Source organism: Bradyrhizobium sp. A11 (genome assembly GCF_042077125.1).
Classification (GTDB): domain Bacteria; phylum Pseudomonadota; class Alphaproteobacteria; order Rhizobiales; family Xanthobacteraceae; genus Bradyrhizobium; species Bradyrhizobium japonicum_B.
The window spans coordinates 126,169-147,794 of record NZ_CP149509.1 but is presented as its reverse complement, the minus strand read 5'-3'; the positions used below and the strand labels follow the sequence as shown (position 1 = coordinate 147,794).

The 21,626-nt window shown below is 64.8% G+C and carries 19 protein-coding genes; 9 read left to right on the top strand and 10 right to left on the bottom strand.

Annotated elements, in window-relative coordinates; genetic code table 11:
• Positions 1 to 17: 17 nt before the first annotated feature.
• Positions 18 to 749, top strand: a complete 732-nt coding sequence (locus WI560_RS00705; RefSeq protein WP_375306496.1) for a superoxide dismutase — start codon at positions 18 to 20, stop codon at positions 747 to 749.
• Between the two features lie 112 nt (positions 750 to 861).
• Here WI560_RS00705 and katG read toward each other — a convergent pair whose 3' ends face one another.
• Positions 862 to 3,030, bottom strand: coding sequence for a catalase/peroxidase HPI (katG, locus tag WI560_RS00700; RefSeq protein ID WP_375306495.1), 2,169 nt, complete (start codon positions 3,028 to 3,030; stop codon positions 862 to 864).
• A 114-nt stretch (positions 3,031 to 3,144) separates the two neighbouring features.
• Here katG and WI560_RS00695 point away from each other — a divergent pair, with 114 nt between their 5' ends.
• The 4 genes from WI560_RS00695 (at position 3,145) to WI560_RS00680 (ending at position 6,176) form a co-directional block, all read left to right on the top strand.
• Positions 3,145 to 4,071, top strand: a complete 927-nt coding sequence (locus WI560_RS00695; RefSeq protein ID WP_375306494.1) for a LysR substrate-binding domain-containing protein — start codon at positions 3,145 to 3,147, stop codon at positions 4,069 to 4,071.
• Positions 4,072 to 4,077: 6 nt separating this feature from the next.
• Positions 4,078 to 4,533, top strand: a complete 456-nt coding sequence (locus WI560_RS00690; RefSeq protein WP_375306493.1) for a GNAT family N-acetyltransferase — start codon at positions 4,078 to 4,080, stop codon at positions 4,531 to 4,533.
• Positions 4,534 to 4,731: 198 nt separating this feature from the next.
• A complete protein-coding gene (locus WI560_RS00685) occupies positions 4,732 to 5,445 on the top strand; it encodes a hypothetical protein (RefSeq protein ID WP_375306492.1) in 714 nt (237 codons plus the stop codon).
• Positions 5,446 to 5,579: 134 nt separating this feature from the next.
• On the top strand, positions 5,580 to 6,176 hold the full coding sequence (locus WI560_RS00680) for a glutathione S-transferase family protein (protein WP_375306491.1): 597 nt from the start codon (positions 5,580 to 5,582) through the stop codon (positions 6,174 to 6,176).
• A gap of 10 nt (positions 6,177 to 6,186) precedes the next feature.
• On the opposite strand, the gene WI560_RS00675 is transcribed toward WI560_RS00680, so the two are convergent.
• The 4 genes from WI560_RS00675 to fabA all read right to left on the bottom strand — a co-directional run bounded on the left by WI560_RS00675 (position 6,187) and on the right by fabA (position 11,136).
• Complete coding sequence (locus WI560_RS00675; protein WP_375306490.1) at positions 6,187 to 8,181, bottom strand: autotransporter outer membrane beta-barrel domain-containing protein; 1,995 nt, start codon at positions 8,179 to 8,181, stop codon at positions 6,187 to 6,189.
• A 219-nt stretch (positions 8,182 to 8,400) separates the two neighbouring features.
• Positions 8,401 to 9,201 (bottom strand): enoyl-ACP reductase FabI, encoded by an 801-nt coding sequence (fabI, locus tag WI560_RS00670; RefSeq protein WP_375306489.1) that lies wholly within the window; start codon positions 9,199 to 9,201, stop codon positions 8,401 to 8,403.
• A gap of 138 nt (positions 9,202 to 9,339) precedes the next feature.
• A complete protein-coding gene (fabB, locus tag WI560_RS00665; protein ID WP_375306488.1) occupies positions 9,340 to 10,563 on the bottom strand; it encodes a beta-ketoacyl-ACP synthase I in 1,224 nt (407 codons plus the stop codon).
• A 51-nt stretch (positions 10,564 to 10,614) separates the two neighbouring features.
• Positions 10,615 to 11,136 carry a 3-hydroxyacyl-[acyl-carrier-protein] dehydratase FabA gene (fabA, locus tag WI560_RS00660; RefSeq protein WP_257179004.1) on the bottom strand — a complete coding sequence of 174 codons (522 nt, stop codon included), beginning with the start codon at positions 11,134 to 11,136 and terminating at the stop codon, positions 10,615 to 10,617.
• A gap of 363 nt (positions 11,137 to 11,499) precedes the next feature.
• On the opposite strand from fabA, the gene irrA reads away from it, so the two are divergent.
• Positions 11,500 to 11,991, top strand: coding sequence for an iron response transcriptional regulator IrrA (gene irrA / locus WI560_RS00655; protein WP_257179005.1), 492 nt, complete (start codon positions 11,500 to 11,502; stop codon positions 11,989 to 11,991).
• A 176-nt stretch (positions 11,992 to 12,167) separates the two neighbouring features.
• Here the strand turns inward: irrA and WI560_RS00650 are convergent, their stop codons facing one another.
• Positions 12,168 to 12,695: an SH3 domain-containing protein gene (locus tag WI560_RS00650; RefSeq protein ID WP_257197282.1), complete on the bottom strand. Its 528-nt coding sequence runs from the start codon at positions 12,693 to 12,695 to the stop codon at positions 12,168 to 12,170.
• Between the two features lie 324 nt (positions 12,696 to 13,019).
• On the opposite strand from WI560_RS00650, the gene WI560_RS00645 reads away from it, so the two are divergent.
• Positions 13,020 to 14,021 (top strand): D-glycerate dehydrogenase, encoded by a 1,002-nt coding sequence (locus tag WI560_RS00645; RefSeq protein ID WP_028133629.1) that lies wholly within the window; start codon positions 13,020 to 13,022, stop codon positions 14,019 to 14,021.
• Between the two features lie 6 nt (positions 14,022 to 14,027).
• On the opposite strand, the gene WI560_RS00640 is transcribed toward WI560_RS00645, so the two are convergent.
• Positions 14,028 to 14,831: a ThiF family adenylyltransferase gene (locus WI560_RS00640; RefSeq protein ID WP_375306487.1), complete on the bottom strand. Its 804-nt coding sequence runs from the start codon at positions 14,829 to 14,831 to the stop codon at positions 14,028 to 14,030.
• A 247-nt stretch (positions 14,832 to 15,078) separates the two neighbouring features.
• Here WI560_RS00640 and WI560_RS00635 point away from each other — a divergent pair, with 247 nt between their 5' ends.
• Positions 15,079 to 16,440: a peptidoglycan-binding protein gene (locus WI560_RS00635; RefSeq protein ID WP_375306486.1), complete on the top strand. Its 1,362-nt coding sequence runs from the start codon at positions 15,079 to 15,081 to the stop codon at positions 16,438 to 16,440.
• A 79-nt stretch (positions 16,441 to 16,519) separates the two neighbouring features.
• Here the strand turns inward: WI560_RS00635 and WI560_RS00630 are convergent, their stop codons facing one another.
• Both WI560_RS00630 and ggt read right to left on the bottom strand, forming a co-directional pair.
• Positions 16,520 to 17,458, bottom strand: coding sequence for a sensor histidine kinase (locus WI560_RS00630; RefSeq protein ID WP_375306485.1), 939 nt, complete (start codon positions 17,456 to 17,458; stop codon positions 16,520 to 16,522).
• A gap of 416 nt (positions 17,459 to 17,874) precedes the next feature.
• Positions 17,875 to 19,554 (bottom strand): gamma-glutamyltransferase, encoded by a 1,680-nt coding sequence (gene ggt / locus WI560_RS00625; RefSeq protein WP_375306484.1) that lies wholly within the window; start codon positions 19,552 to 19,554, stop codon positions 17,875 to 17,877.
• A 237-nt stretch (positions 19,555 to 19,791) separates the two neighbouring features.
• Between ggt and WI560_RS00620 the strand changes: the two genes are divergently transcribed.
• Positions 19,792 to 20,535 (top strand): AAA family ATPase, encoded by a 744-nt coding sequence (locus WI560_RS00620; protein WP_375306483.1) that lies wholly within the window; start codon positions 19,792 to 19,794, stop codon positions 20,533 to 20,535.
• A gap of 132 nt (positions 20,536 to 20,667) precedes the next feature.
• On the opposite strand, the gene mutM is transcribed toward WI560_RS00620, so the two are convergent.
• On the bottom strand, positions 20,668 to 21,567 hold the full coding sequence (gene mutM, locus WI560_RS00615) for a bifunctional DNA-formamidopyrimidine glycosylase/DNA-(apurinic or apyrimidinic site) lyase (protein WP_375306482.1): 900 nt from the start codon (positions 21,565 to 21,567) through the stop codon (positions 20,668 to 20,670).
• Between the last annotated feature and the right edge of the window lie 59 nt (positions 21,568 to 21,626).

Below are 21,626 nucleotides of genomic sequence, written 5' to 3'. Positions count from 1 at the left end.
CCAGACAGGAGAACCACATGTCATCCATATCCCGGCGTCGTCTCATGCTCGCAACGACCGGCCTCGTCGTGGCTGCCGCCGCCCCACGCATGGCCTTTGCCCAGGCCGCGGCGGCGCCCGCAGGCCCATTCAAGCTCGATCCGCTGGCCTATCCGGCGAACGCGCTGGAACCGCACATCGATGCCAAGACGATGGAGATCCATCACGGCCGCCACCACCAGGCGTTCATCACGAACCTGAACAATTTCGCAAAGGACAATCCGCAGATCGCGGACAAATCCGTCGGCGACGTGCTGGGCAATCTCGGCGCCGTGCCGGAGGCGATCCGCACCGGCGTGCGCAACAGCATGGGCGGCCACGCCAACCACACGATGTTCTGGCAGATCATGGGGCCGAATGGCGGCAAGCCGGAAGGTGCCCTGCTTGCCGCGATCGACGGCGATCTCGGCGGCATGGAGAAGCTGCAGGCGGACTTCAACGCCGCCGGCGGGCGCGTGTTCGGCTCGGGCTGGGTATTCGTGACCGTCAGCAAGGATGGCAAGCTCGCGATCGAAACGCGACCCAACCAGGACAATCCGATGATGGACGGCAAGCGGGCGCTGCTCGGTAACGACGTCTGGGAGCATGCCTATTACCTGAATTACCAGAACCGCCGCGCCGATTATCTCAAGGCCTGGTGGAGCACGGTGAACTGGAGAGTCGTCGGCGAGCGCTATGCCGCCGCGAAGGCCGGCAAGCTCGAGGTCTGATCACAGACCGCAATCAAAAAAGAAGGACGACCTCGCGGCCGCCCTTCCTGCTTATACGCGTCGTTACCGAGCGCCGCTCACTTCTCCCGCGCGCGGGAACGGCACTCTCGCTTCACTTGCGCACGATGTCGTAGCGATCGAGGTTCATCACTTTCGTCCACGCCTTGGCGAAGTCCCTGACGAACTGCTCCTTGGAGTCCGAGGTGGCATAGACCTCGGCATAGGCGCGGAGCTGCGAGTGTGCGCCGAAGATCAGATCGACGCGCGTTCCCGTCCACTTCACCGCATTGGTCTTGCGGTCGCGGGCCTCGTAGCTGCCGTCGGCGACCGGCGTCCACTGCGCGCTCATGTCGAGCAGGTTGACGAAGAAGTCGTTGCTGAGCGTACCCACCTTCGAGGTGAAGACGCCATGCTTCGAACCGTTCGCATTGGCGCCGAGCACGCGCAGGCCGCCGACCAGCACGGTCATCTCCGGACCGGTCAGCCTCAGGAGCTGCGCACGGTCGACCAGCGCCTCTTCCTGCTGCATGAACTGATGCCGCTTGCCGATGTAATTGCGGAAGCCATCGGCCCGCGGCTCGAGCGGTGCGAAAGATTCCACATCGGTCTGCTCCTGCGAAGCATCCATGCGGCCCGGCGTGAAGCCGACCTTGACGTCGATGCCGGCATCCTTCGCCGCCTTCTCGACCGCAGCGGTGCCGCCGAGGACGATGAGGTCCGCCAGCGAAACCTTCTTCGCGCCCGCCGAGGCGTTGAAGTCCTTCTGGATCGCCTCGAGCTTGCCGAGCACCTTCGAGAGCTGCGCCGGTTCGTTCACCTCCCAGTCCTTCTGCGGAGAGAGGCGAATGCGCGCGCCGTTGGCGCCGCCGCGCTTGTCCGAGCCGCGGAACGTCGAGGCCGACGCCCAGGCGGTCGAGACCAGCTCGGACACCGACAGGCCCGACGCCAGGATCTTGCTCTTCAGCGCAGCGATGTCCTGCTCGCTGACGAGCTCGTGGTTCACGGCCGGAATCGGATCCTGCCAGATCAGCGTCTCCTTCGGCACCAGCGGGCCGAGATAGCGCTGGATCGGACCCATGTCGCGATGGGTAAGCTTGAACCAGGCGCGGGCAAAGGCGTCCGCGAACTGATCCGGGTGCTCGAGGAAGCGGCGCGAGATCTTCTCATACACGGGGTCGAAGCGCAGCGAGAGGTCGGTCGTCAGCATGGTCGGTCGATGCTTCTTCGACTTGTCGAAGGCATCGGGAATGATCGCGTCGGCGCCCTTGGCCGTCCACTGGTTCGCGCCGCCCGGGCTCTTGGTCAACTCCCATTCGAAATTGAACAGGTTCTCGAAGAAGTTGTTGCTCCACCTCGTCGGCGTCGTCGTCCATGTCACTTCGAGGCCGCTGGTGATGGCATCGCCGGAGTGACCCGACGCGTGCTTGCTCTTCCAGCCGAGGCCCTGATCCTCCAGCGCGCCCGCTTCCGGCTCCGGTCCGACCAGCGAGGGATCGCCCGCGCCGTGGGTCTTGCCGAAGCTGTGGCCGCCGGCGATCAGCGCGACGGTCTCCTCGTCGTTCATCGCCATGCGGGCGAAGGTCTCGCGGATATCCTTGGCCGCGGCGACCGGATCCGGCTTGCCGTTGGGGCCTTCCGGATTGACGTAGATCAGGCCCATCTGCACCGCGCCGAGCGGCTCGGCGAGCTGGCGTTCGCCGCTGTAGCGCTCATCGCCGAGCCAGGTGCCCTCGGGACCCCAATACAGCTCTTCCGGCTCCCAGACGTCGACGCGGCCGCCGGCGAAACCGAAGGTCTTGAAGCCCATCGATTCCAGCGCGACGTTGCCGGCGAGCACCATCAGATCGGCCCAGGACAGCTTGCGGCCGTATTTCTGCTTGATCGGCCACAGCAGGCGGCGCGCCTTGTCGAGATTGGCGTTGTCGGGCCAGCTGTTGAGCGGTGCAAAACGCTGCTGACCGGCGCCGGCGCCACCGCGGCCGTCGGTGATGCGATAGGTGCCCGCACTGTGCCAGGCCATGCGGATCATGAGGCCGCCGTAATGACCGAAATCGGCCGGCCACCATTCCTGGGAATCCGTCATCAGCGCGGTCAGGTCCTTGATCACCGCGTTAAGATCGAGCGACTTGAACTCCTTGGCGTAGTCGAAGTCCTTCCCCATCGGATCGGACTTGTCGGAATTCTTGTGCAGCACCTCGATATCGAGCTGCGTCGGCCACCAGTCGCGATTCCCGCGCGTGGGTTTTCCGCCCGAAAACGGGCACTTCGAAGTGTCGTCCATGAATACCTCCTCTGGTGGCGTCGAACTCGCGCCTTTGACCAGGTAGAACCACTCTAAGCGTCGCGTTCGATCAGGGGAAGTTGACTTTAGTGATCGCTGCAATAAGATTTGCTGATGCTGAACGTGACGCTCCGCCAGCTCCGGTATTTCGATGCGCTGGCGCGTCATGGCCATTTCGGCCGCGCGGCCGAGGCCTGCTCCATCTCGCAGCCGGCCTTGTCGATGCAGATCAAGGAGTTGGAGGAGGCGCTGGGCGGGCTGCTGCTGGAGCGCAGCGCGCGCCAGGTGGCGCTGACCCGGTTCGGCGAGGAGCTCTCCCAGCGAGTCCGCGACATCCTGCGCTCGGTCGATGAGCTCGGCGATTTCGCCCGCGCCTCGCAAGACCGGTTTGCCGGCCGCTTGCGCATCGGCATGATCCCGACCATCGCGCCTTACCTGCTGCCCACGATCACCAAGAATCTCACGCGCCTGCATCCGGAGCTCGATATCCGCGTGCGCGAGACCATGACGCCGCGGCTGATCCAGGAGCTGGTGGAGGGGCGGCTCGACACGGCCATCGTCGCGTTGCCGGTGTCGGAGCCCTCGCTCACCGAGGTCGCCCTGTTCGAGGAAAAATTCCTGCTGGTCCGGCCGGGCTCCGATGAGGGGACGCCGGCCCCCTCGCGCGAGATGATGCGCGAGATGCGGCTGTTGCTGCTCGAAGAGGGGCACTGCTTCCGCGATCAGGCGCTGTCGTTCTGCAACATGCAGTCGGCGCCGCCGCGCGAGATGCTCGATGCCAATTCGCTGTCGACGCTGGTGCAGATGGTCAGCGCCGGCATCGGCGTGACGCTGATCCCGGAGATGGCAGTGCCGGTGGAGACGCGATCTGCCTCGGTCTCGCTCGCGCGCTTCCGTGATCCGCAGCCATCCCGCACCATCGGCATGGTCTGGCGCAAGACCAGCCCGTTGGCCCGGCAGCTGCTGCAGATCTCCGAAGTGGTGTGCCTGTCGGCCGGCAAGGTGCGCGCGCGGCAATCCGTGCGCAGTCTAAGAGCCTGACGTCCGATGCCGCCTCCGGTCATCCGTCTCGCCGATGCAGACGAATATGATGAGGTCGGCCGCGTCTGGATGGAAAGCTGGGTCTCGACCGGGCTCGGCGAGGCCAGCGACTTCCTGCTCGCAAACCTGCGCGCGCGCATCCGGCGCGAGATCGAGGACGGCTGGAGCCTGTTCGTCGCCGACGATCGTGGCGCCATCGCCGCCATGCTGGCGCTGCATGTGCCGAGGCGCTATCTCGACATGCTTTTCGTCGCGCCCGCCTATCAGGGCCGATCGCTCGGCCGGCAATTGCTCGCCTTCACCCGCACGCAAATGCCGGATGAGATGTACCTGCGTTGCGTCCGCGAGAACGAAAAAGCCTGGCGCTGGTACGAGCGCGAAGGCTTTGTGTTCGAGAAGGAAGAGATCGAGCCGTCGAACGGATTCATGATGAAATGTTATCGGTGGAAGCGGACGACATAGGTTGTGCTTGCGAACGCGTTCTACTCGCCCTAGTTTGCAAGTCACGTCTCAGCAACTTGAATTTCCCGAGTCATGTTACGCACCTTCGCCGTCGCTGCCATCTTCGTGTCGTCTTGCGCCACGACCGGATGGTCCCAGTCCGCCTCCGCTCCACCCACTGCCGCAACTCCGGCGACGACCAAGCCGGCTGGGAAGAAGGTGGGGCCGAAAGCCAAGCAACCGGCAGCGAACAAGCCGCAAGCGGTGGAAATCGGCCCCTGCAAGCTCGGCGTGATCTCGGTGATCGGCGCACGCTACTCCGTCCAGAAGTTCGGGCTGACCATCTTCGAGAACGAGGAGACCGATGTTGCCATCGACTGGGGTCTTGACGATCTCGTGTTTGCACGGGTGAAAGCCGCAACGGGTAACGATCCCGGTGTTCGCAGGATCAGCTATCCCAAGGGAGCCTTCGAACCCTTCTACAATCCGAAATCGCGATTCATTCCCGATCCCAGCGAACGCCTGCCGGCGATCGTGCGCGGCATCACGCCGAACGCGAGCTGCGATCGATATCTGGTTGCGACCACGTACAAGGGCGAGTTGCCGGGCAGCCGACTGATGCTGAATGGTATCGGCACGTTCAATCAAGGCCTCGGGAATCTGATCCGGCATTCGCATTTGTTCGCCAACATCTCGATCAACCTGATCGACGGTAGAAGCTATGAGCAGATCAACCGTCCGTTCGTGAATTTCGGCGTCAACCTCGCAGCGAGCATGCGGTTGACGGAGGATCCACTCACCAAGCTCGACAACGATCATTTCCCCAATCCGCCCGCGACGGCTTCGAGCAGCGCGGTTCTGCGCGAGAGAACACGTGCGCTCGTGACCGACAGGCTCGATCGGGGCCTTCCCGGCTATCTGAAGCAGGATTGACACCCACTCATTCGGGTTGACCAAGATATTGCGCGCCGAACACGGCCTCCTCCCCATGCGTAGTGAGTTGCGGATTCCAGGCAGACACGCGATGAATTGGACTTGCGTCTCTCGCACATTGGAAGGTCCGCGCCATGATCAAGCTCTATTGGTCGCCCCGCTCGCGCTCGTTCACGACGCTCTGGCTGATGGAGGAGAGCGGCCTGCCCTACGAGCGGGTGCTGACCGACATCTCGACCGGCGCACAGAAGGTGCCGGATTATTTGAAGATCAATCCGATGGGCAAGGTGCCGGCGCTGACCGACGGCGATGCCGCACTCGGCGAAGCCGCGGCGATCTGTGCCTACATTGCCGACCGCTATCCGGAGACGAAGCTCGCGCCGGGGGTGACCGATCCACGCCGCGCGCGCTATCTGCAATGGCTGTTCTTCTCGCCGGGCTGCATCGAGCCCGCCATCATCCAGATCTTCACCAAGATCGAGATTCCGACCTCGACCGCGGCCTGGGGCAGCGCCACGCAGGTGTTCGACGTGCTGGAAGCCGCGCTCGCCAAGGGACCGTGGATTCTCGGCGAGGACTTTTCCGCGGCCGACATCGTGGTCGGCTCGGGTCTGAACTTCGCGGTGCGCCTGTTCAAGATGGTGCCGACGCGCCCCGCCTTCGATGCCTATCTGGCGCGCTGCACCGCGCGGCCGGCGTTCCAGCGCGCGGAGAAGATCGCGGCAGGGTGAGACGGCGCGCTTACAATTTGATCTTGAGGACGGCGAGCCCGGACTGCTGAAGCAGTCCGGAGGATGTCGCCGCAAGGCCGTAGCGGATGCCGAGGTCAAAACCCTTGCCGTCGGCCGCGACGAGACCCAGCGCGGTCGAGTAGATCCAGGGTGACAACGCAAGGCCATTAGTGACGAAACTGTCGCCGCCGCCGGCGAACGCCGATTTGATCTGCAGTCCCTGGTTCAACGTGTTGTAGCCGACCCCGACATCGCCAGTGAGATAGACCTGCTTCGTGACCTGGTACGCGCTCTTCAGCCCTGCCGTCAGCGTCAGCTCGCGATAGGTTTGCGCCTCCACGTTGAGGCTGAAGCCGCCCGCGCCGCCCTCCTGATAGGCGGATGAGCGGACATGGCCATAGTCCAGCCGCAGCGACGGCGCGATGGTAAGCCCCGGCTCGACCGGGATCAGCTTGCGGATGCCGGCGCCCGCGTGGCCGCTGTAGGAGCGATAGCCGGCGCCGGCCATGCCGTTGATGAAGGTAAGCGAACGGCTCTCGCCATTGTCATTCAGCGCGCCGTCGATCTGGCTATCGACCTGAAGGCCGTGGCCGAGCGCATAGGCCCCGTAGAGACCCGCCTGATAGGAATCGATGGCGAGCCGGTGCGGAACGGCAGCCTCGCTGCCGGTGACGGCTTGATGCGAATAGGCGAACACGCCGCCGAGCATCGCGCGCGGCGAGATCGCCCCGTCCGCGCCGACGGCAATGCCGCCGCCCGACGCGTTATAGCCGGGGACGCCGTCGACGCCGCCCTGCCGGATGCTGCCGCCAAGCGGCTTCATCCAGACATTCCGCTCAGGCGTGACGCCTGTGTTCAGCCCGAGCACATCGTCCAGTCGCCCCGTCATCGCCTGCTGAAACATTCGCTGCGTGGCGTAGGCCGCCTGCGATGCGGCGCCGGTGAGGACGGGCAAGGTCTGGTTGACCGCGTCGACGAGACCGGAGCCGCTGAGATTGTCGAGCGCGGCGAAGCCGGTCGCCATGCTCCCGCTCCAGCCAAGCGATGTCGCCGACAGGCGATAGAGCATGTCGGCCGCGCCTAAGCCCGCGCGGCTGTTCTGCGCCTGAAGCGTCTCGGCATAGGGGCGCACCAAGGAGATATAGGCGACGCCGCCGGTCGGGTTGCCTGAGAGGTCGTAAGTGCTGACGAGCATCTGTGCGCCCGAGGCGTCGCCGCTCGCGCTGCCATAGAGACTGGCGAGCGTGCCGCGCGAGAGCGTGTTGAACAGGACATTGCCCTCCGGAGTCACGGATCCCAGCAGCGTGAAGTTGGCGGCGGAGCTGCCTGCGGGCGCGACGCCCGCGCCCCAGAAATATCCGTTCTGGTAATTCGTGATGACGAAGCGGCCGGGCGCGGAGGTGCCGAACAACGAATTGCTGGTGATCCGCCACGGCGTGCCTGGCATCCACGCCCATTGCGGGACGGAGTTGGCGGGAACGGGCTGCGAGGCCGGCGGCGTGAAGGTTGCGGGATCGTAGGGCAACATGTAGGCCCAATGAGTCACGAGCACGCTGTCGCCCGTGATCATCTGCATCTCCATCGAGGTCACGCCGCCAATGGTTCTCATGTGGCCGAGACCAACGGTCACCGCGCCGCCGGACGTCGGCGTGAACTGCATCGTGATCTGGCCCGCCGTCGTGACAAACCCCTGGATGGTCGAGTTATCGGTGAGAAGCGCGGGACCTATCTTGAGCTGCGCCACGCTTGTTCCCGTGAACGAGCCGTTGGTCGCGGTCGCGAGCGACCACAGGGTCTGGTCGCCGATCGGGATCGGATTGGAGAAGCCGGTCCTCGGCGCGGCATAGGCCAGCAGCTGCGCCGTCGGCACGTACCAGTTGGTGTTGGAGAGGGTCGTGTCCCAGATCGCCGACTGTGCCAGGGCATCCGAACCGCCGCAGAGCAGCATCGCGCCCGCAACGGACGCCAGCGCGCTCGCGCGACCTATCGCATGCAGCCTCGGCACGATCACTCCTCCCGGACCGCAGGGAGATACGACCCTGCGGCGCCACCGCGGCAGCATGCATAATTTGGTGATCGAGTCAGCCCCATGATCGTGGGGCGGGGGGGAGACCCGTAGGGTGGGCAAAGCGAAGCGTGCCCACGTTTTCCCTGGATGCGGAGAAGACCGGTGGGCACGTCGCTGGCGCGCCTTTGCCCACCCTACGGCGTCCTTGCTTCGAAGCTAATCCGGAGCCTTCAGATCGTCGGGCCGCGGCATCAGCACGATGTTGTAGCCGGAATCGACATAGTGGATCTCGCCGGTGACGCCGCCGGACAGATCCGACAGCAGGTACAGCGCCGAGCCGCCGAGCTCGTCGAGCGTGACGCCGCGGCGGAGCGGCGAATGCTTCTGCATGAAGGCGAACATCGCGCGCGCCTCGCCGATGCCCGAGCCCGCGAGCGTGCGGATCGGACCTGCGGAGATCGCGTTGACGCGGATGCCGCGCGGTCCGAAATCCGAGGCGAGATAGCGCACCGAGGCTTCCAGCGCCGCCTTGGCGACGCCCATCACGTTGTAGTTCGGCATCGCGCGCTCGGAAGCGCCGAAGGTCAGCGTGATCATGCTGCCGCCCTCGGTCATCAGTTCGGCGGCGCGCTTTGCGACCTCCGTGAACGAGAAGCAGGAGATCACCATCGTGCGCGAAAAGTTCTCGCGGCTGGTGTCGGCGTAGCGGCCCTTCAATTCGTTCTTGTCGGCGAAGCCGATCGCGTGAATGACGAAATCGAGCTTGCCCCATTTGTCGCGCAGCGCGGCGAAGGTGGCGTCGACGCTGGCGATGTCCTCGACGTCGCAAGGCAGCACCAGATCGACACCGAGCTGCTCCGCCAGCGGCTTGACGCGCTTGCCCAGGGCGTCGCCCTGGAAGGTGAAGGCGAGCTCGGCGCCGTGGGCATGCAGCGTCTTCGCCATGCCCCAGGCGATCGAATGATCATTGGCGATGCCCATGATCAGACCGCGCTTGCCTTTCATCAAACCTTCCATCTCGCGACTACTCTCCGCTCTCCGTCATGCCCGGGCTCGTCCCGGGCATCCACGTTCTTCCACAGTCGGTAGCAAAGACGTGGATGGCCGGGACAAGCCCGGCCATGACGAAAAAACTACCAGTGCGTCCGCAAGGCCTCACACATCCATCCGGCTGAACACCAGCGTGGCGTTGGTGCCGCCGAAGCCGAAGGAGTTCGACAGCACGGTGCCGATCTTGACGTTGTCGATGCGCTTGCGCACGATCGGCATGTCGGCAAACACCGGATCGAGCTCCTGGATGTGGGCACTCTCGCAGATGAAGCCGTTGTTCATCATCAGCAGCGAATAGATCGCCTCCTGCACGCCGGTGGCGCCCAGCGAGTGGCCGGTCAGCGCCTTGGTCGCCGAGATCGGCGGGCACTTCTCGCCGCTACCAAACACCCGACGAAGCGCGTCGATCTCCGGAGGATCGCCGGCCGGCGTCGAGGTCGCATGCGGATTGATGTAGTCGACCTTGGTCTTCACCGTCGACATCGCCATGCGCATGCAACGCTCGGCACCTTCGCCCGACGGCGCGACCATGTCGTAACCGTCCGAGGTCGCGCCGTAGCCGACGATCTCGCCGTAGATGCGGGCGCCGCGCGCCTTGGCATGCTCGAGCTCTTCCAGCACCAGCACGCCGGCACCGCCGGCGATGACGAAGCCGTCGCGGTTGACGTCGTAGGGACGCGAGGCCGTGGCGGGCGTGTCGTTGTACTTCGAGGACATCGCGCCCATGGCGTCGAACAGCACCGACAGCGACCAGTCCAGCTCCTCGCAGCCGCCGGCGAAGATGATGTCCTGCTTGCCGATCTGGATCGTCTCATAGGCATTGCCGACGCAATGATTCGAGGTCGCGCAGGCCGAGGAGATCGAGTAGTTCACGCCCTTGATCTTGAACCAGGTCGCGAGCGTCGCGGACGCCGTTGACGACATCGCCTTCGGCACTGCAAACGGTCCGACGCGCTTCGGTCCCTTGGTGCGGGTGATGTCCGCGGCCTCGACGATGGTGCGGGCGGACGGGCCGCCGGAACCCATGATGATGCCGGTGCGAATGTTGGAGACTTCGTCCGGCGACAGACCGGAATCCTGGATCGCCTGCTCCATCGCGATGTGATTCCACGCCGCGCCCTGACCGAGGAAACGCATGGCGCGGCGGTCGACCACCGTCGCGGGATCGAGCGTCGGTGCACCCTGCACCTGCGAACGGAAGCCGAGCTCGGCATATTTCTCAGCCCGGGAAATGCCCGACTTCGCCTCGTGAAGGCTCGCAAGCACTTCCTGGGTGTTGTTTCCGATCGACGAGACGATGCCCATCCCGGTGACCACAACCCGCCTCATGACAGCCTCGCCCTGCTCGTTGTCTTCTCGTTCTCTTCGTGGTGATGCGCGTTAGCCCAGGCTCGTGCCCTGCTTGAACAGGCCGACCTTCAGGTCCTTGGCGCGATAAATAATCTGATCATCGACCGAAAGCCACCCGTCGGCGATACCGAGCACCAGCTTTGCGCGCATCACGCGCTTGATGTCGACCTGGTACACGACCTTGCGCGCCTCCGGCAGCACCTGGCCGCTGAACTTGAGTTCGTTCAGGCCGAGCGCGCGACCGCGGCCTTCGCCCCCGATCCAGCCCAGATAGAAGCCGACCATTTGCCAGAGCGCGTCGAGGCCGAGGCAGCCGGGCATCACCGGATCGTTCTTGAAATGGCAGCCGAAGAACCAGAGATCGGGCTTCACGTCCAATTCGGCGCGCACCAGACCCTTGCCGAACTCGCCGCCGTTGTCGTTGATCTCGGTGATGCGGTCGAACATCAGCATCGGCGGCAACGGCAGCTGGGCATTGCCCGGGCCGAACATCTCGCCGCGGGCACAGGCCAGCAGATCTTCGTATTCGTAACCGTTGCGCCTGTTCAGCATGCACGAGCCTCTGTTTGAATTCCGATAGCGGCGTTTTGGCGAAATGGGCCCCGTTGGTCAGAGAGCAACGCCAATTGCCACCGTCAGGCGCGGCTCCCGCATGCCCCGGATGGATTGTCGGCCGAGCTTCCACGCCCGGCCGCGCCAAAATCGGCTAAGCGGAACCGCGCGCTCTCTAACACAGGCCCATCGGGTGGCAAAGTGCATCCATGAAGGTAAAATGACGCGATCCCGGACCGGTTCCAAGACTGATGAGACCTTCAAGTCTGATTAGAACCTCTCTAGTTGCGAGAAACTTGCATCTGCATCTTTCTGTTCTTATATTGCAGAGAGATATTGTTCACGCGTGCCCGAAATCTGGAAATGACCGAGAACACCTCGTCCCATCACGACGACGACGTCCACGCCGCGGCCCTCTTGTCCGGCCGTCAGCCGGCTTTGACCGGCTGTCCCTGGCACGACGTCAATGAAATGCTCCAGTCCGCCGGGCTCCGTCCGACGCGCCAGCGCATGGCGCTGGGCTGGCTGCTGTTCGGCAAGGGCGCGCGCCACCTGACGGCCGAAATGCTTTACGAGGAAGCGACGCTGGCCAAGGTTCCGGTGTCGTTGGCAACCGTCTACAACACGCTGAACCAGCTCACCGACGCCGGCCTGCTCCGCCAGGTTAGCGTCGACGGCACCAAGACCTATTTCGACACCAACGTCACCACCCACCACCATTACTACCTCGAGAACAGCCATGAGCTGGTCGACATCGAGGATCCGCATCTGGCGCTGTCCAAGATGCCAGAGGTGCCGGAGGGTTACGAGATCGCCCGCATCGACATGGTCGTGCGCCTGCGCAAGAAGCGCTGAACTAACCCGACATTGCTGATGTGATCGTCGTGGCCGGACATGTTCCGGCCATTTCCATTTCGCGGTCATTCCGGGATGGTCCGAAGGACCAGACCTCAGGTGCGCAATTGCGCACCGGGGAATCTCGAGATCCCGGGTTCGATGCTCCGCATCGCCCCGGGATGACGCCTTCGGCGTCAGTTGAGCTGCTCGTCCGAATAGACGCCCCAGAGGCGCTCTTGCTGGATCCAGCCGTCGAAGCCGTTGCCGGTGACGCGGCACCAGTTTGCAGCGCACTTCTTCACCTGCGTGACGACGCCCGCCTGGAGCCTTGCTGCAACCGCACTGTCGGGATCGGCCCGATCGTAGATCGGGGCGAGTTCGTCCTTGTGCTTCATGGTGACCACCGCGGTACGGCGGCCCGAGAGCAGCGAGTGGTAGACCCAGCCTTCGGCGCCCTCGGAATCGCGCACCCGGCGCCAATTCTCGAACTCGGCGGTAATTTCGACCGGCAGGCCAGCGCGGGTATAGACCCAGGCCACGTCATTGTCCTTGGTCGGGCCGGCGCGAACATTGACGTGATCCGACTTGAGGCTGACGTAACGCGGCACCGGCAGGCCGCTGGAGGTCTGCGGGGTATCCTTGGCCGAATGCGAGGGACCGACCGAGGCGCTCCACCAGGTGCAGACAAGCGCCATCACCGAACAAAAACGCCCCAACGCCATCAACCCGTCTCCTGTCGAGGACCCGGCCTTGCCGGACCCTCACCCCGAAATTCCAAATCCTGCCGCATCGATCCCGACCCGCCCCACGCGGGTGTTCCCCAGGCCTGGCCCGTGGTTCTTGTCTTGGCCCGGCCTTCTGCTAGAGAGGACGGGCACTTGAACAACCAGTTTGCCCCGATTTTCCGGCCGGAAATCTCGGGAGAGCTTGAAGGAAACGCCGGGGACGGACACGGCAAGGGCAGTGTCGGACAACCGGGTTAATGAGACCTCAACGGCCTGCCTTTGGCGACAGAGGCGGCCGGCGACGCCTCATGAGAGCAGGACATGTCGGTGAAGAAGAAGCCCCTCGTCGTGGTGACGCGCAAGCTGCCGGATTCGATCGAGACGCGGATGCGTGAATTGTTCGACGCGCGGATCAATCTCGAGGACACACCGATGTCCACCGAGCAGCTTGCCGAAGCCGCGCGCACCGCCGACGTGCTGGTTCCCACGGTCACCGATCATGTCAGCGCCGACATCGTCAACCAGCCCGACTGTAAGCTGCGGCTGATCGCCAATTTCGGCAACGGCGTCGACAATATCGACGTCGCGGCCGCGCACGCCCGCGGCATCACCGTCACCAACACGCCGAAGGTCCTGACCGAGGACACCGCCGACATGACCATGGCGCTGATCCTCGCCGTGCCCCGGCGGATGATCGAGGGCGCCTCGATCCTGACCGAAGGCAAACCCTGGGCGGGCTGGTCGCCGACCTGGATGCTCGGCCACCGCATCGGCGGAAAACGCCTCGGCATCATCGGCATGGGCCGCATCGGCCAGGCGGTCGCGCGCCGCGCCCGCGCCTTCGGCCTGCAGATCCACTACCACAACCGCCGTCCCGTCGCGCCCGTCATCGCCGAGGAGCTTGGCGCGACTTATTGGGAAAGCCTCGACCAGATGCTGGCGCGGATGGACATCATCTCGGTGAACTGCCCGCACACGCCGGCGACCTATCATCTGCTCTCGGCGCGGCGGCTGAAGCTGATCCGGAAGGACGCCTATATCGTCAACACCGCGCGCGGCGAGGTCACCGACGAGGACACGCTGATCAAGCTGATCGAAGGCGGCGAGATCGCCGGCGCCGGCCTCGACGTCTACGAGCACGAGCCCGCGGTCAACCCCAAGCTGGTGCGGCTCGCCAAAGCCGGCAAGGTGACCTTGCTGCCGCATATGGGCTCGGCCACGATCGAAGGCCGCGTCGAGATGGGCGAGAAGGTGATCATCAACATCCGCACCTTCCTCGACGCCCACAAGCCGCCGGATCGCGTGCTGCCGAGCATGCTCTGAAGTCGATCAGATGCGGTGGGCGCTGAGGTCGGCGACGACAGGCCCGTCGCCGTTGAGCGGATTGGCCGGATCGCGCGCATAGCGCAGCGTCTCGAAGCGCATTGCGCGCGCATCGATCATCAGGAGGCGGCCGACGAGGCCTTCGCCGAAACCGACGATCTCGCGGATCGCCTCCAGCGCCATCATCGAGCCGAGCACACCGGCCAGCGCGCCCATGACGCCGGCTTCGGCGCAGGCCGGAACGGTGCCGGGCGGCGGCGCCTCCGGAAACAGGCAGCGATAGGTCGGGTTGAATTCGCCCTGCCCGTTCCGCTCATGCGCGCGAATGGTGGTGAGCGAGCCGTCGAAAGTGCCGAGCGCCGCCGTGATCAGCGGCCGCTTGGCAAAGAAGCAGGCGTCCGAGACCAGATATCGCGTGGCGAAATTATCGGAGCCGTCGAGCACGAGATCGTAGTCGCCGATCAGGCCGAGCGCATTGTCGGCATTGAGCCAGGTGGCGTGGCCGACGAAGCGGACATGGGGATTGAGCGCCGCGATCCGCTCGGCGGCGCTCTCGACCTTGTGCCGGCCGATATCGGGCGTGGTGTGAATCACCTGGCGCTGCAGGTTCGACAGCGACACCACGTCGTCGTCGACCACGCCGAGCGTGCCCACGCCGGCAGCGGCCAGATACATCAGGGCCGGCGCGCCGAGGCCGCCGGCGCCGATCACCAGCACGGAGGACCGCTTCAGCGCGGCCTGGCCCGGTCCGCCGACATCGCGCAGCACGATATGGCGGGCGTAGCGTTCGAGTTCGTCCGGGCCCAGCATCGTCTTTCGTCTCTCCTACCGAGCCATCGCTCTCTCCCCTCATGGTGAGGAGCGCGGAACGCGCGTCTCGAACCATGCAGGCCGGGATCTCGCCTGCGGCCATCCTTCGAGACGCGGCCTTCGGCCGCTCCTCAGGATGAGGGTCTGAGTTCGCTGCCTCTACGGCACCTGAACCAGCCCAACATTGTTCGCGACCAACGAGATGTGCTTCAATGGCACTGCGTTCAATGGGCTGGCTGGATTTGTCATGAGATCGATGCTTGCGGCAACCTTGATGTTTGCGGCTGCCACGGGCGCGCAGGCCCAGATGACGACTTCGCAGGTCCCCGGCGCCAAGCCGAAGACGGTCCAGACCGTGCCGATCCAGCCTCCGGCGATGCAGACGCCGTCGGCGACGGCGGATGCCATGGCAAAAGCCGAGCGGCTGGCGCTGCAATCCGACCTCGCCTGGGTCGGCCAATACAACGGCGCCATCACCGGCGACGTCAGTGAGCGCATGGTCAACGCCATCAAGGAATACCAGAAGGCCAAGGGCGGCAAGCCGACCGGCGTGCTCAATCCGCAGGAGCGCGCCGCGCTCGCCGAGACGGCACGAAAGAAGCAGGACAGCGTCGGCTGGAACATCGTGACGGAGCCGACCAGCGGCGCCCGGCTCGGCATCCCCTCGAAGCTGGTGCCGCAGCAGGCCAGCGACGCCAACGGCTCGAAATGGACCTCGCCGACCGGAACGGTGCAGGTGCTGCTCAGCCGTCGCAAGGAGGCGAACCCGACCGCGGCGAAACTCGCGGAGCTGGAGAAGGAGCCGTCAGGGCGCAAGGTCGACTATACCGTGGTGAAGCCCGACTTCTTCGTGCTGTCGGGCTTGCAGGGCCTGAAGAAGTTTTACGTTCGCGGCAGCTTCAAAGGCGACGAGGTCCGCACCATGACGATCCTCTACGATCAGGCCACCGAGAACATTGTCGAGCCGGTCGTGATCGCGATGTCGAGTGCGTTCAATGCGTTCCCGTCAGGACCGCAGGCGGGGCCGCCGCCGCGCAAGACCGTCGAGTACGGCACCGGAATCGTCGTCAGCGACGACGGCGCGATCGTTGCCGACCGCCTCGTCACCGACGGCTGCCTCGCGATCACCATCGCCGGCCATGGCAATGCCGACCGACTCGCCGAGGACAAGGAGCGCGGTCTCGCGCTCTTGCACATCTATGGCGCACGCGGCCTGAAGCCGCTCAGCCTGGCTGCCGGCGCGGCAGCGAAGACGAATGTCGATGTCGTCGGCATCGCCGATCCGCAGAGTCAGGGCGGCGCGGCCGGCGTGTCGAGCCTCAAGGCTGCGCTGGCACCGGTGTCGAGCAGCAATTCCGCGCTGTCGCCACCGCCGGCGGTCGGCTTCTCCGGTGCTGCGGCGATCGATGGCGACGGCAAGTTCGCCGGCATCGCGCTGCTGAAGCCGGCCCTGATGGCGGGACCTGCGACATCGGTGCCGGCCTCGCAGGCCGTGATGGTGTCCGCGGATGCGGTGCGCGATTTCTTGAAGGCGAACAATGTCGCAGCCAACGGCACCTCGACGGACGCAAAGGCCGCCGTCGTGCGCGTGATCTGCGTCAGGAAATAGAGCGAGAGATCATCATGCTCTCTCGTATCCGATGCGGTGCGGCACCGGATGCGTTCCGCTTGACCACGCATGCAGAGTCTCACGTGGTATTTTGCGAAGTCCCGAGATTCTTGAGGGGCGCCGTCAGACGACATTTGAGCCCGGCCGAGCCGTAGGAAACATCGACGGAACCGCTAAAATCGTCTTTCAGCACGCGCGAAATAAGCCTGGAGCCGAAACCTGCGCCGACGGGCTCCGACACAAGCGGGCCGTCAATCTCCTCCCAGACAAAAATGAATTTTGACTCACCATCCTCAGTCTGGACCGTCCATGTGATGGATACACAGCCTGCCGCCACGGTCAGAGCGCCGTACTTCAAAGCGTTGGTCGCAAGCTCATGGAGCGCCAAGGACAGAGCAAGCGCTTGGCGAGACTTCACGACGAGTGGAGGACCCGACACCGTGAAGCGGCCCTCACCTGTCCGGTAGGGTGCTAGAGCCGTGCGGATCACATCGTGAAGCGGCGCGGCCGCCCAGTTTGACGCGGTCAGCAGGTCCTGCGCGCGTCCAAAGGCGCCCAGCCGCGCCTGATACTTTTCGAGGCTCACTTTGCTCGTGGGATCGCGAAAGGTCTGCGCAGCGACCGCGCTCAACACTGCAAGCGTATTTTTGACGCGGTGCTTCAGCTCCTCGTTGATGAGGTTGAGCGCTTCCCTTGCCATATGCTCGGACGTGACATCCCTGCAGACGACAAGCACGCCGCCAACCTCGCCTTCAAGGTCGATGGGGCCAAAGCTATACGTCCACCAAACGTCCTCGCGACGCCCGTGACGCGTGACCGGCACCAATTGGTCCTCATTCCAGGTCGCCCCCTTGCCGGACATAACGTACTCGATCTGAGGACCAATGATGTCCCAGATCTCAGCCCAGCACTCGCGACCGCGGCTTCCCAAAGCACTTGGGTGCCTTTCCGGCCCCATCGTCTCCCGGTATGCATCGTTGTAGAACTGGATGAGCTCCGGCCCCCACCAGATGAACATGGGGTGCCGCGAGGTCAGAACGAGCCGCACCGTAACCCTAAGACTTTGGGGCCAGCTTTCTGGAGCGCCCAGGGACGTGCTCGACCAGTCAAACGCTCGCGTCAAAGCGCCCAACTCGCCTCCGCCAGCCAAGAAGTCGCCGCCGATATCCCTGCCCATACGCACAGCCTTACTGAGACGTTGACAGACGCGCCTGCCGCCAGCCAGCCCCAGCATATACTGCCAGGCTCATGCCGTCATCCGCAGGGGATCGGGTCCGAGGTGACGTCGATGTGCACCGGCAAAGGCCATTGTTCGAATAATGCCGCGGCAGTCCGAGAACTGCCAAACGCTGAACGAAGGCGATGGCGTCCGGAGGCGATTGGACAACCTCAGTGGCCTCGACGGGCAAGCGAACGGGTCTTGTAATTTCCCGGTTAGCCCAACCTGAATCTGATGCCACTCCGCGCGAGACCACCCGATATCCCGACTGGCGTGCCGTCAGCACGCCAGCAGGCGGCCCCGGTCATGGTGCCGTCGTCGTCGAAAGCGATGCCGTTCATGCCGCCTGCGACCGTCGCAACGGGCTGCACCGCGTGTCCAAGGCTTTCGAGCTTGGTGCGCACGCTCTGCGGCACCGTCTGCTCGACCTCGAGCGCGTTGCCCTCGGTCCAGACCCTGGGCGCCTCGACGGCCTCCTGCAGGCTCATGCCGTGGTCGATCAGATTGACCAGGGCCTGCATCGCACTCGGAAAGATGCGCTTGCCGCCGGGCAATCCGAGCGCATAGCGCAGCCTGCCACCCTTCAACGCCATCATCGGCGACATCGAGGTGGTGACACGCTTGCCCGGTGCCAGCGAGAGCGCGTGGCCCGGTCGCGGATCGAACAGGTTCATGTAGTTGTTGGCAATGGCCCCTAAGCCCGGGATCATGATCTTGGCGCCGAACAGATTGTTGATGGTCTGCGTCGTCGCGACCACGTTTCCGAAAGCGTCCGCCGCCGTCATGTGCGTGGTGTGGGCACCTTCGAGCTGCGACACGCCGGCGCCCCAATTCTGCGCCCGCACGGAGTCGATGGCGCGCCGGCGCTCTTCGGCATAGGCTTTGGAAGTCAGTTTCTCCACGGGGACGCCGACATAATCAGGATCGCCGCTGGCCGCAGCGCGGTCGGCAAAAGCGATCTTCATCACCTCGGCGAGATAGTGGATCGTCTCTGACGTGCCGAAGCCGAGGGCGCCGATGTCATAGCCCTCCAGGATGTTGAGCATCTGCGCAATGTGCACGCCGGACGCGGCGGGCGGCGGAGGACCAAGGATGGTCCAGCCGCGATAATCGGCGCGGATCGGCTGCCGCTCGACGGTCTTGTAAGCCGTGAGGTCATTGCGGCGGATGAAGCCGCCGGCCTTCTCCATGTAGTCGACGAGGATATCGCCGAGCGGCCCTTCGTAGAGAGCTTTTTCGCCATGATCGGCGATATAGCGCAAGGTCTCGGCATATTCGGCCTGCACCACGCGCTCGCCGACCTTCAGCGGCTCGCCATCGGGCAGATAGATCGCCGCGATCGGCTTGTCCTTGCGCATCTCGACGGAGCTCTCGCTGATGCATTCATGCAAGTAGGGCGTCGCCGCGTAGCCGCGGGCCGCATGCTTGATCGCGGGCTGCATCACGTCGGCGAGGCTCATGGTGCCGAACCGATGCAGGGTCTCGCACCAGGCCTTGAGCGAGCCCGGCACCGCGACGGCCTTCGGCCCGTTGAGGTTCTCGTTGCCGACGGTGTCGAACACGTCGTGGGCCGAGCCCGGCTTGGACGTATAGGTCGTGTCGCGAACGGCCGACGGGACGGTGCTCTGGCCATCGATGAAGCGGTGGCTACCGTCGGCCAGCCGGATATGTGCCATGCCGCCGCCGATGATGCCCACCATCATCGGCTCGACCACGGTCAGCGTGAACAGGGTCGCGATCGCGGCATCGATGGCGTTGCCGCCGGCGGCCAGCATCTCGGCGCCGGCGCTGGAGGCCAGGGGATGGTTGCTGACCACCATGCCGCGGCTCGAGACCGCCGGCATCTTCTGGCAGTCAAAGGTGGTTGTCGTCCGGTCGCGCCAGTTACCGCTCATCGCCTGCCCTTTCCATCACGGCAGCGAGCACATCACACGTACGAGTACTGGTCCAGTAATGGTACGGATTAGCTGGCATTCCCTATTCCGCCATCATCATGACTGCTGATTCGGACCTCCGCGATCCCCCTTTTGGATCGGGCCGGCACGTCCTGAGCGAGAAGAGCTCAGCATCGAGATCGATGCACGTTCGCGTGGCGTATTCCTGACCCAAGCACTCCAAAGGATTGATCTCACATGCACACGATCGTACTGGCTACCCAAAAGGGTGGCAGCGGCAAGAGTACGCTTGCCATCGGCCTCGCGCTCGCAGCCAAGCAGGCCGGCTTCACCGTCCGCCTGATCGAGACCGACCCGCAGGGCACCCTGTCCAACTGGCAGCGCCGCCGCAGCGCCGATGATCTCGTCGTCGAGCCGATCTACCATGCCGCCGACATCGAGCCGCGCCTGAAGATGCTGGCTGACAGCGGCCTGCAGCTCGCGATCGTCGACACCGCCGCCGGCCTGTCCGCCGCCACCACCGCTGCGATCCGCCATTCCAATCTCTGCCTGATCCCGGCCCGCCCGAGCGTCGCCGACATCGAGGCGACGGCCTCGACCCTCAGCGTCGCGCGCGCCTGGAAGCGGCCCTACAGCTTCGTGCTGAACCAGACGCCGATCCGCGGCCAGCGCATCGACAACGCCGCGGGCGCGCTCGCCGAGGAAGCGTCGCTCGATCTCGCTGAGGTGCTCGCGCGCCCGCTGATTGCGATGCGCAATGACCACCAGGACGCGCTCGCCAGCGGCCTTGCCGTGAGCGAGTTCGCGCCGAGCGGCAAGTCTGCGGACGAGATCCGCGGCCTCTGGCGCTGGATCGCGGCCCGGCTCGAGCTCGAAGCCACGACCAATGCCCTGATCGACCAGGTGATGTCGGCCGCGGACGACATGCTGCATGTCGCCGCCGATCTTGCGGCGGACGAGACCACGACACTGGCGTCCTGAGCGGGGCAATCGCTCGGACGGCAGCCGGCCCTCCACCATCCGGAAGGGCCCTAGCGACGAAGCAATCCGGTCACCAGCCCGGCCGGATTGCTTCGCTTCGCGTTTTTGGGAAGACGTCTTCGTACCCGATCATCACTTCTGACATTTCGGACACCAGAAGGTCGACCGGCCGTTCTGGGTGAAGCGCTTGATGGTGCCGCCGCAGCCCGGCGTCGTGCATGTCTCGCCCTCGCGGTCGTAAACCCTGAACGAATGCTGGAAATAGCCGAGCTCGCCGGAGGTCTGGCGATGATCGCGCAGTGAGGATCCGCCGGCCTTGATGGCGTCGTTCAGCACGGTGTGGATCGCGCCGACCAGCCGCTTCGCATGATCGGTGGGCTCGCCTCCGCCGATGCCCTTGCGGCCCTTGGTCGCCAGCGTCGCGGCGATCCGGCGCGGCGACAGATGCGAGCGATGCAGTGCCTCGCAGACATAGATGTTGCCGAGCCCGGCGACCACGCGCTGGTCGAGCAACGCCGCCTTCAGGCTGGCGGTCTTGCCGGCGCAGGCACGCGCCAGCATCGCGGCGTCGAATTCGTTGCCGAGCGGCTCGGGACCGAGCCCACGCAGCAACGGCTCGTCTTCGAGCGCGTTGCGCGCGATCACTTTCATGTAGCCGAAGCGGCGCGGATCGTTGAACACGATGTCGGCGCCGGAGGACATACGGAACAGCACATGGTCGTGCGCGGAGTCCTTGCCCCGCGGATAGTGAAATTCGCCAGGCACGGCGGCGTTGTCCGGCTTGATGACACGGAACGAGCCCGACATGCCCAGATGCATCAGGAGCACATCGCCCGAGGCAAGGTCCGCCATGAGATATTTTGCCCGACGGCCGAGCCCCGTGACGACCTGCCCCTGCAGCCGGGCCACGAAATCCGGCTGGAACGGAAAGCGCAGGTCCGGCCGGCGAGCCTCCGCCTTGAGGATCTTCGCGCCCTCCATGACGGGCTGAAGGCCGCGGCGGACGGTCTCGACTTCGGGCAATTCAGGCATGGTCAGGCATTCACCTTATGAGGGCGGTGTGATAGCGCCATTGCGGCGGGCGCGCTATG

Coding starts and splice junctions, on each gene's coding strand:
- WI560_RS00705 (WP_375306496.1), top strand. CDS start 18: ATGTCATCCATATCCCGGCGTCGTCTCATGCTCGCAACGACCGGCCTC.
- katG (WP_375306495.1), bottom strand. CDS start 3,030: ATGGACGACACTTCGAAGTGCCCGTTTTCGGGCGGAAAACCCACGCGC.
- WI560_RS00695 (WP_375306494.1), top strand. CDS start 3,145: ATGCTGAACGTGACGCTCCGCCAGCTCCGGTATTTCGATGCGCTGGCG.
- WI560_RS00690 (WP_375306493.1), top strand. CDS start 4,078: ATGCCGCCTCCGGTCATCCGTCTCGCCGATGCAGACGAATATGATGAG.
- WI560_RS00680 (WP_375306491.1), top strand. CDS start 5,580: ATGATCAAGCTCTATTGGTCGCCCCGCTCGCGCTCGTTCACGACGCTC.
- fabI (WP_375306489.1), bottom strand. CDS start 9,201: ATGGAAGGTTTGATGAAAGGCAAGCGCGGTCTGATCATGGGCATCGCC.
- fabB (WP_375306488.1), bottom strand. CDS start 10,563: ATGAGGCGGGTTGTGGTCACCGGGATGGGCATCGTCTCGTCGATCGGA.
- fabA (WP_257179004.1), bottom strand. CDS start 11,136: ATGCTGAACAGGCGCAACGGTTACGAATACGAAGATCTGCTGGCCTGT.
- irrA (WP_257179005.1), top strand. CDS start 11,500: ATGACCGAGAACACCTCGTCCCATCACGACGACGACGTCCACGCCGCG.
- WI560_RS00650 (WP_257197282.1), bottom strand. CDS start 12,695: ATGGCGTTGGGGCGTTTTTGTTCGGTGATGGCGCTTGTCTGCACCTGG.
- WI560_RS00645 (WP_028133629.1), top strand. CDS start 13,020: ATGTCGGTGAAGAAGAAGCCCCTCGTCGTGGTGACGCGCAAGCTGCCG.
- WI560_RS00640 (WP_375306487.1), bottom strand. CDS start 14,831: ATGCTGGGCCCGGACGAACTCGAACGCTACGCCCGCCATATCGTGCTG.
- WI560_RS00635 (WP_375306486.1), top strand. CDS start 15,079: ATGAGATCGATGCTTGCGGCAACCTTGATGTTTGCGGCTGCCACGGGC.
- WI560_RS00630 (WP_375306485.1), bottom strand. CDS start 17,458: ATGTTCATCTGGTGGGGGCCGGAGCTCATCCAGTTCTACAACGATGCA.
- ggt (WP_375306484.1), bottom strand. CDS start 19,554: ATGAGCGGTAACTGGCGCGACCGGACGACAACCACCTTTGACTGCCAG.
- WI560_RS00620 (WP_375306483.1), top strand. CDS start 19,792: ATGCACACGATCGTACTGGCTACCCAAAAGGGTGGCAGCGGCAAGAGT.
- mutM (WP_375306482.1), bottom strand. CDS start 21,567: ATGCCTGAATTGCCCGAAGTCGAGACCGTCCGCCGCGGCCTTCAGCCC.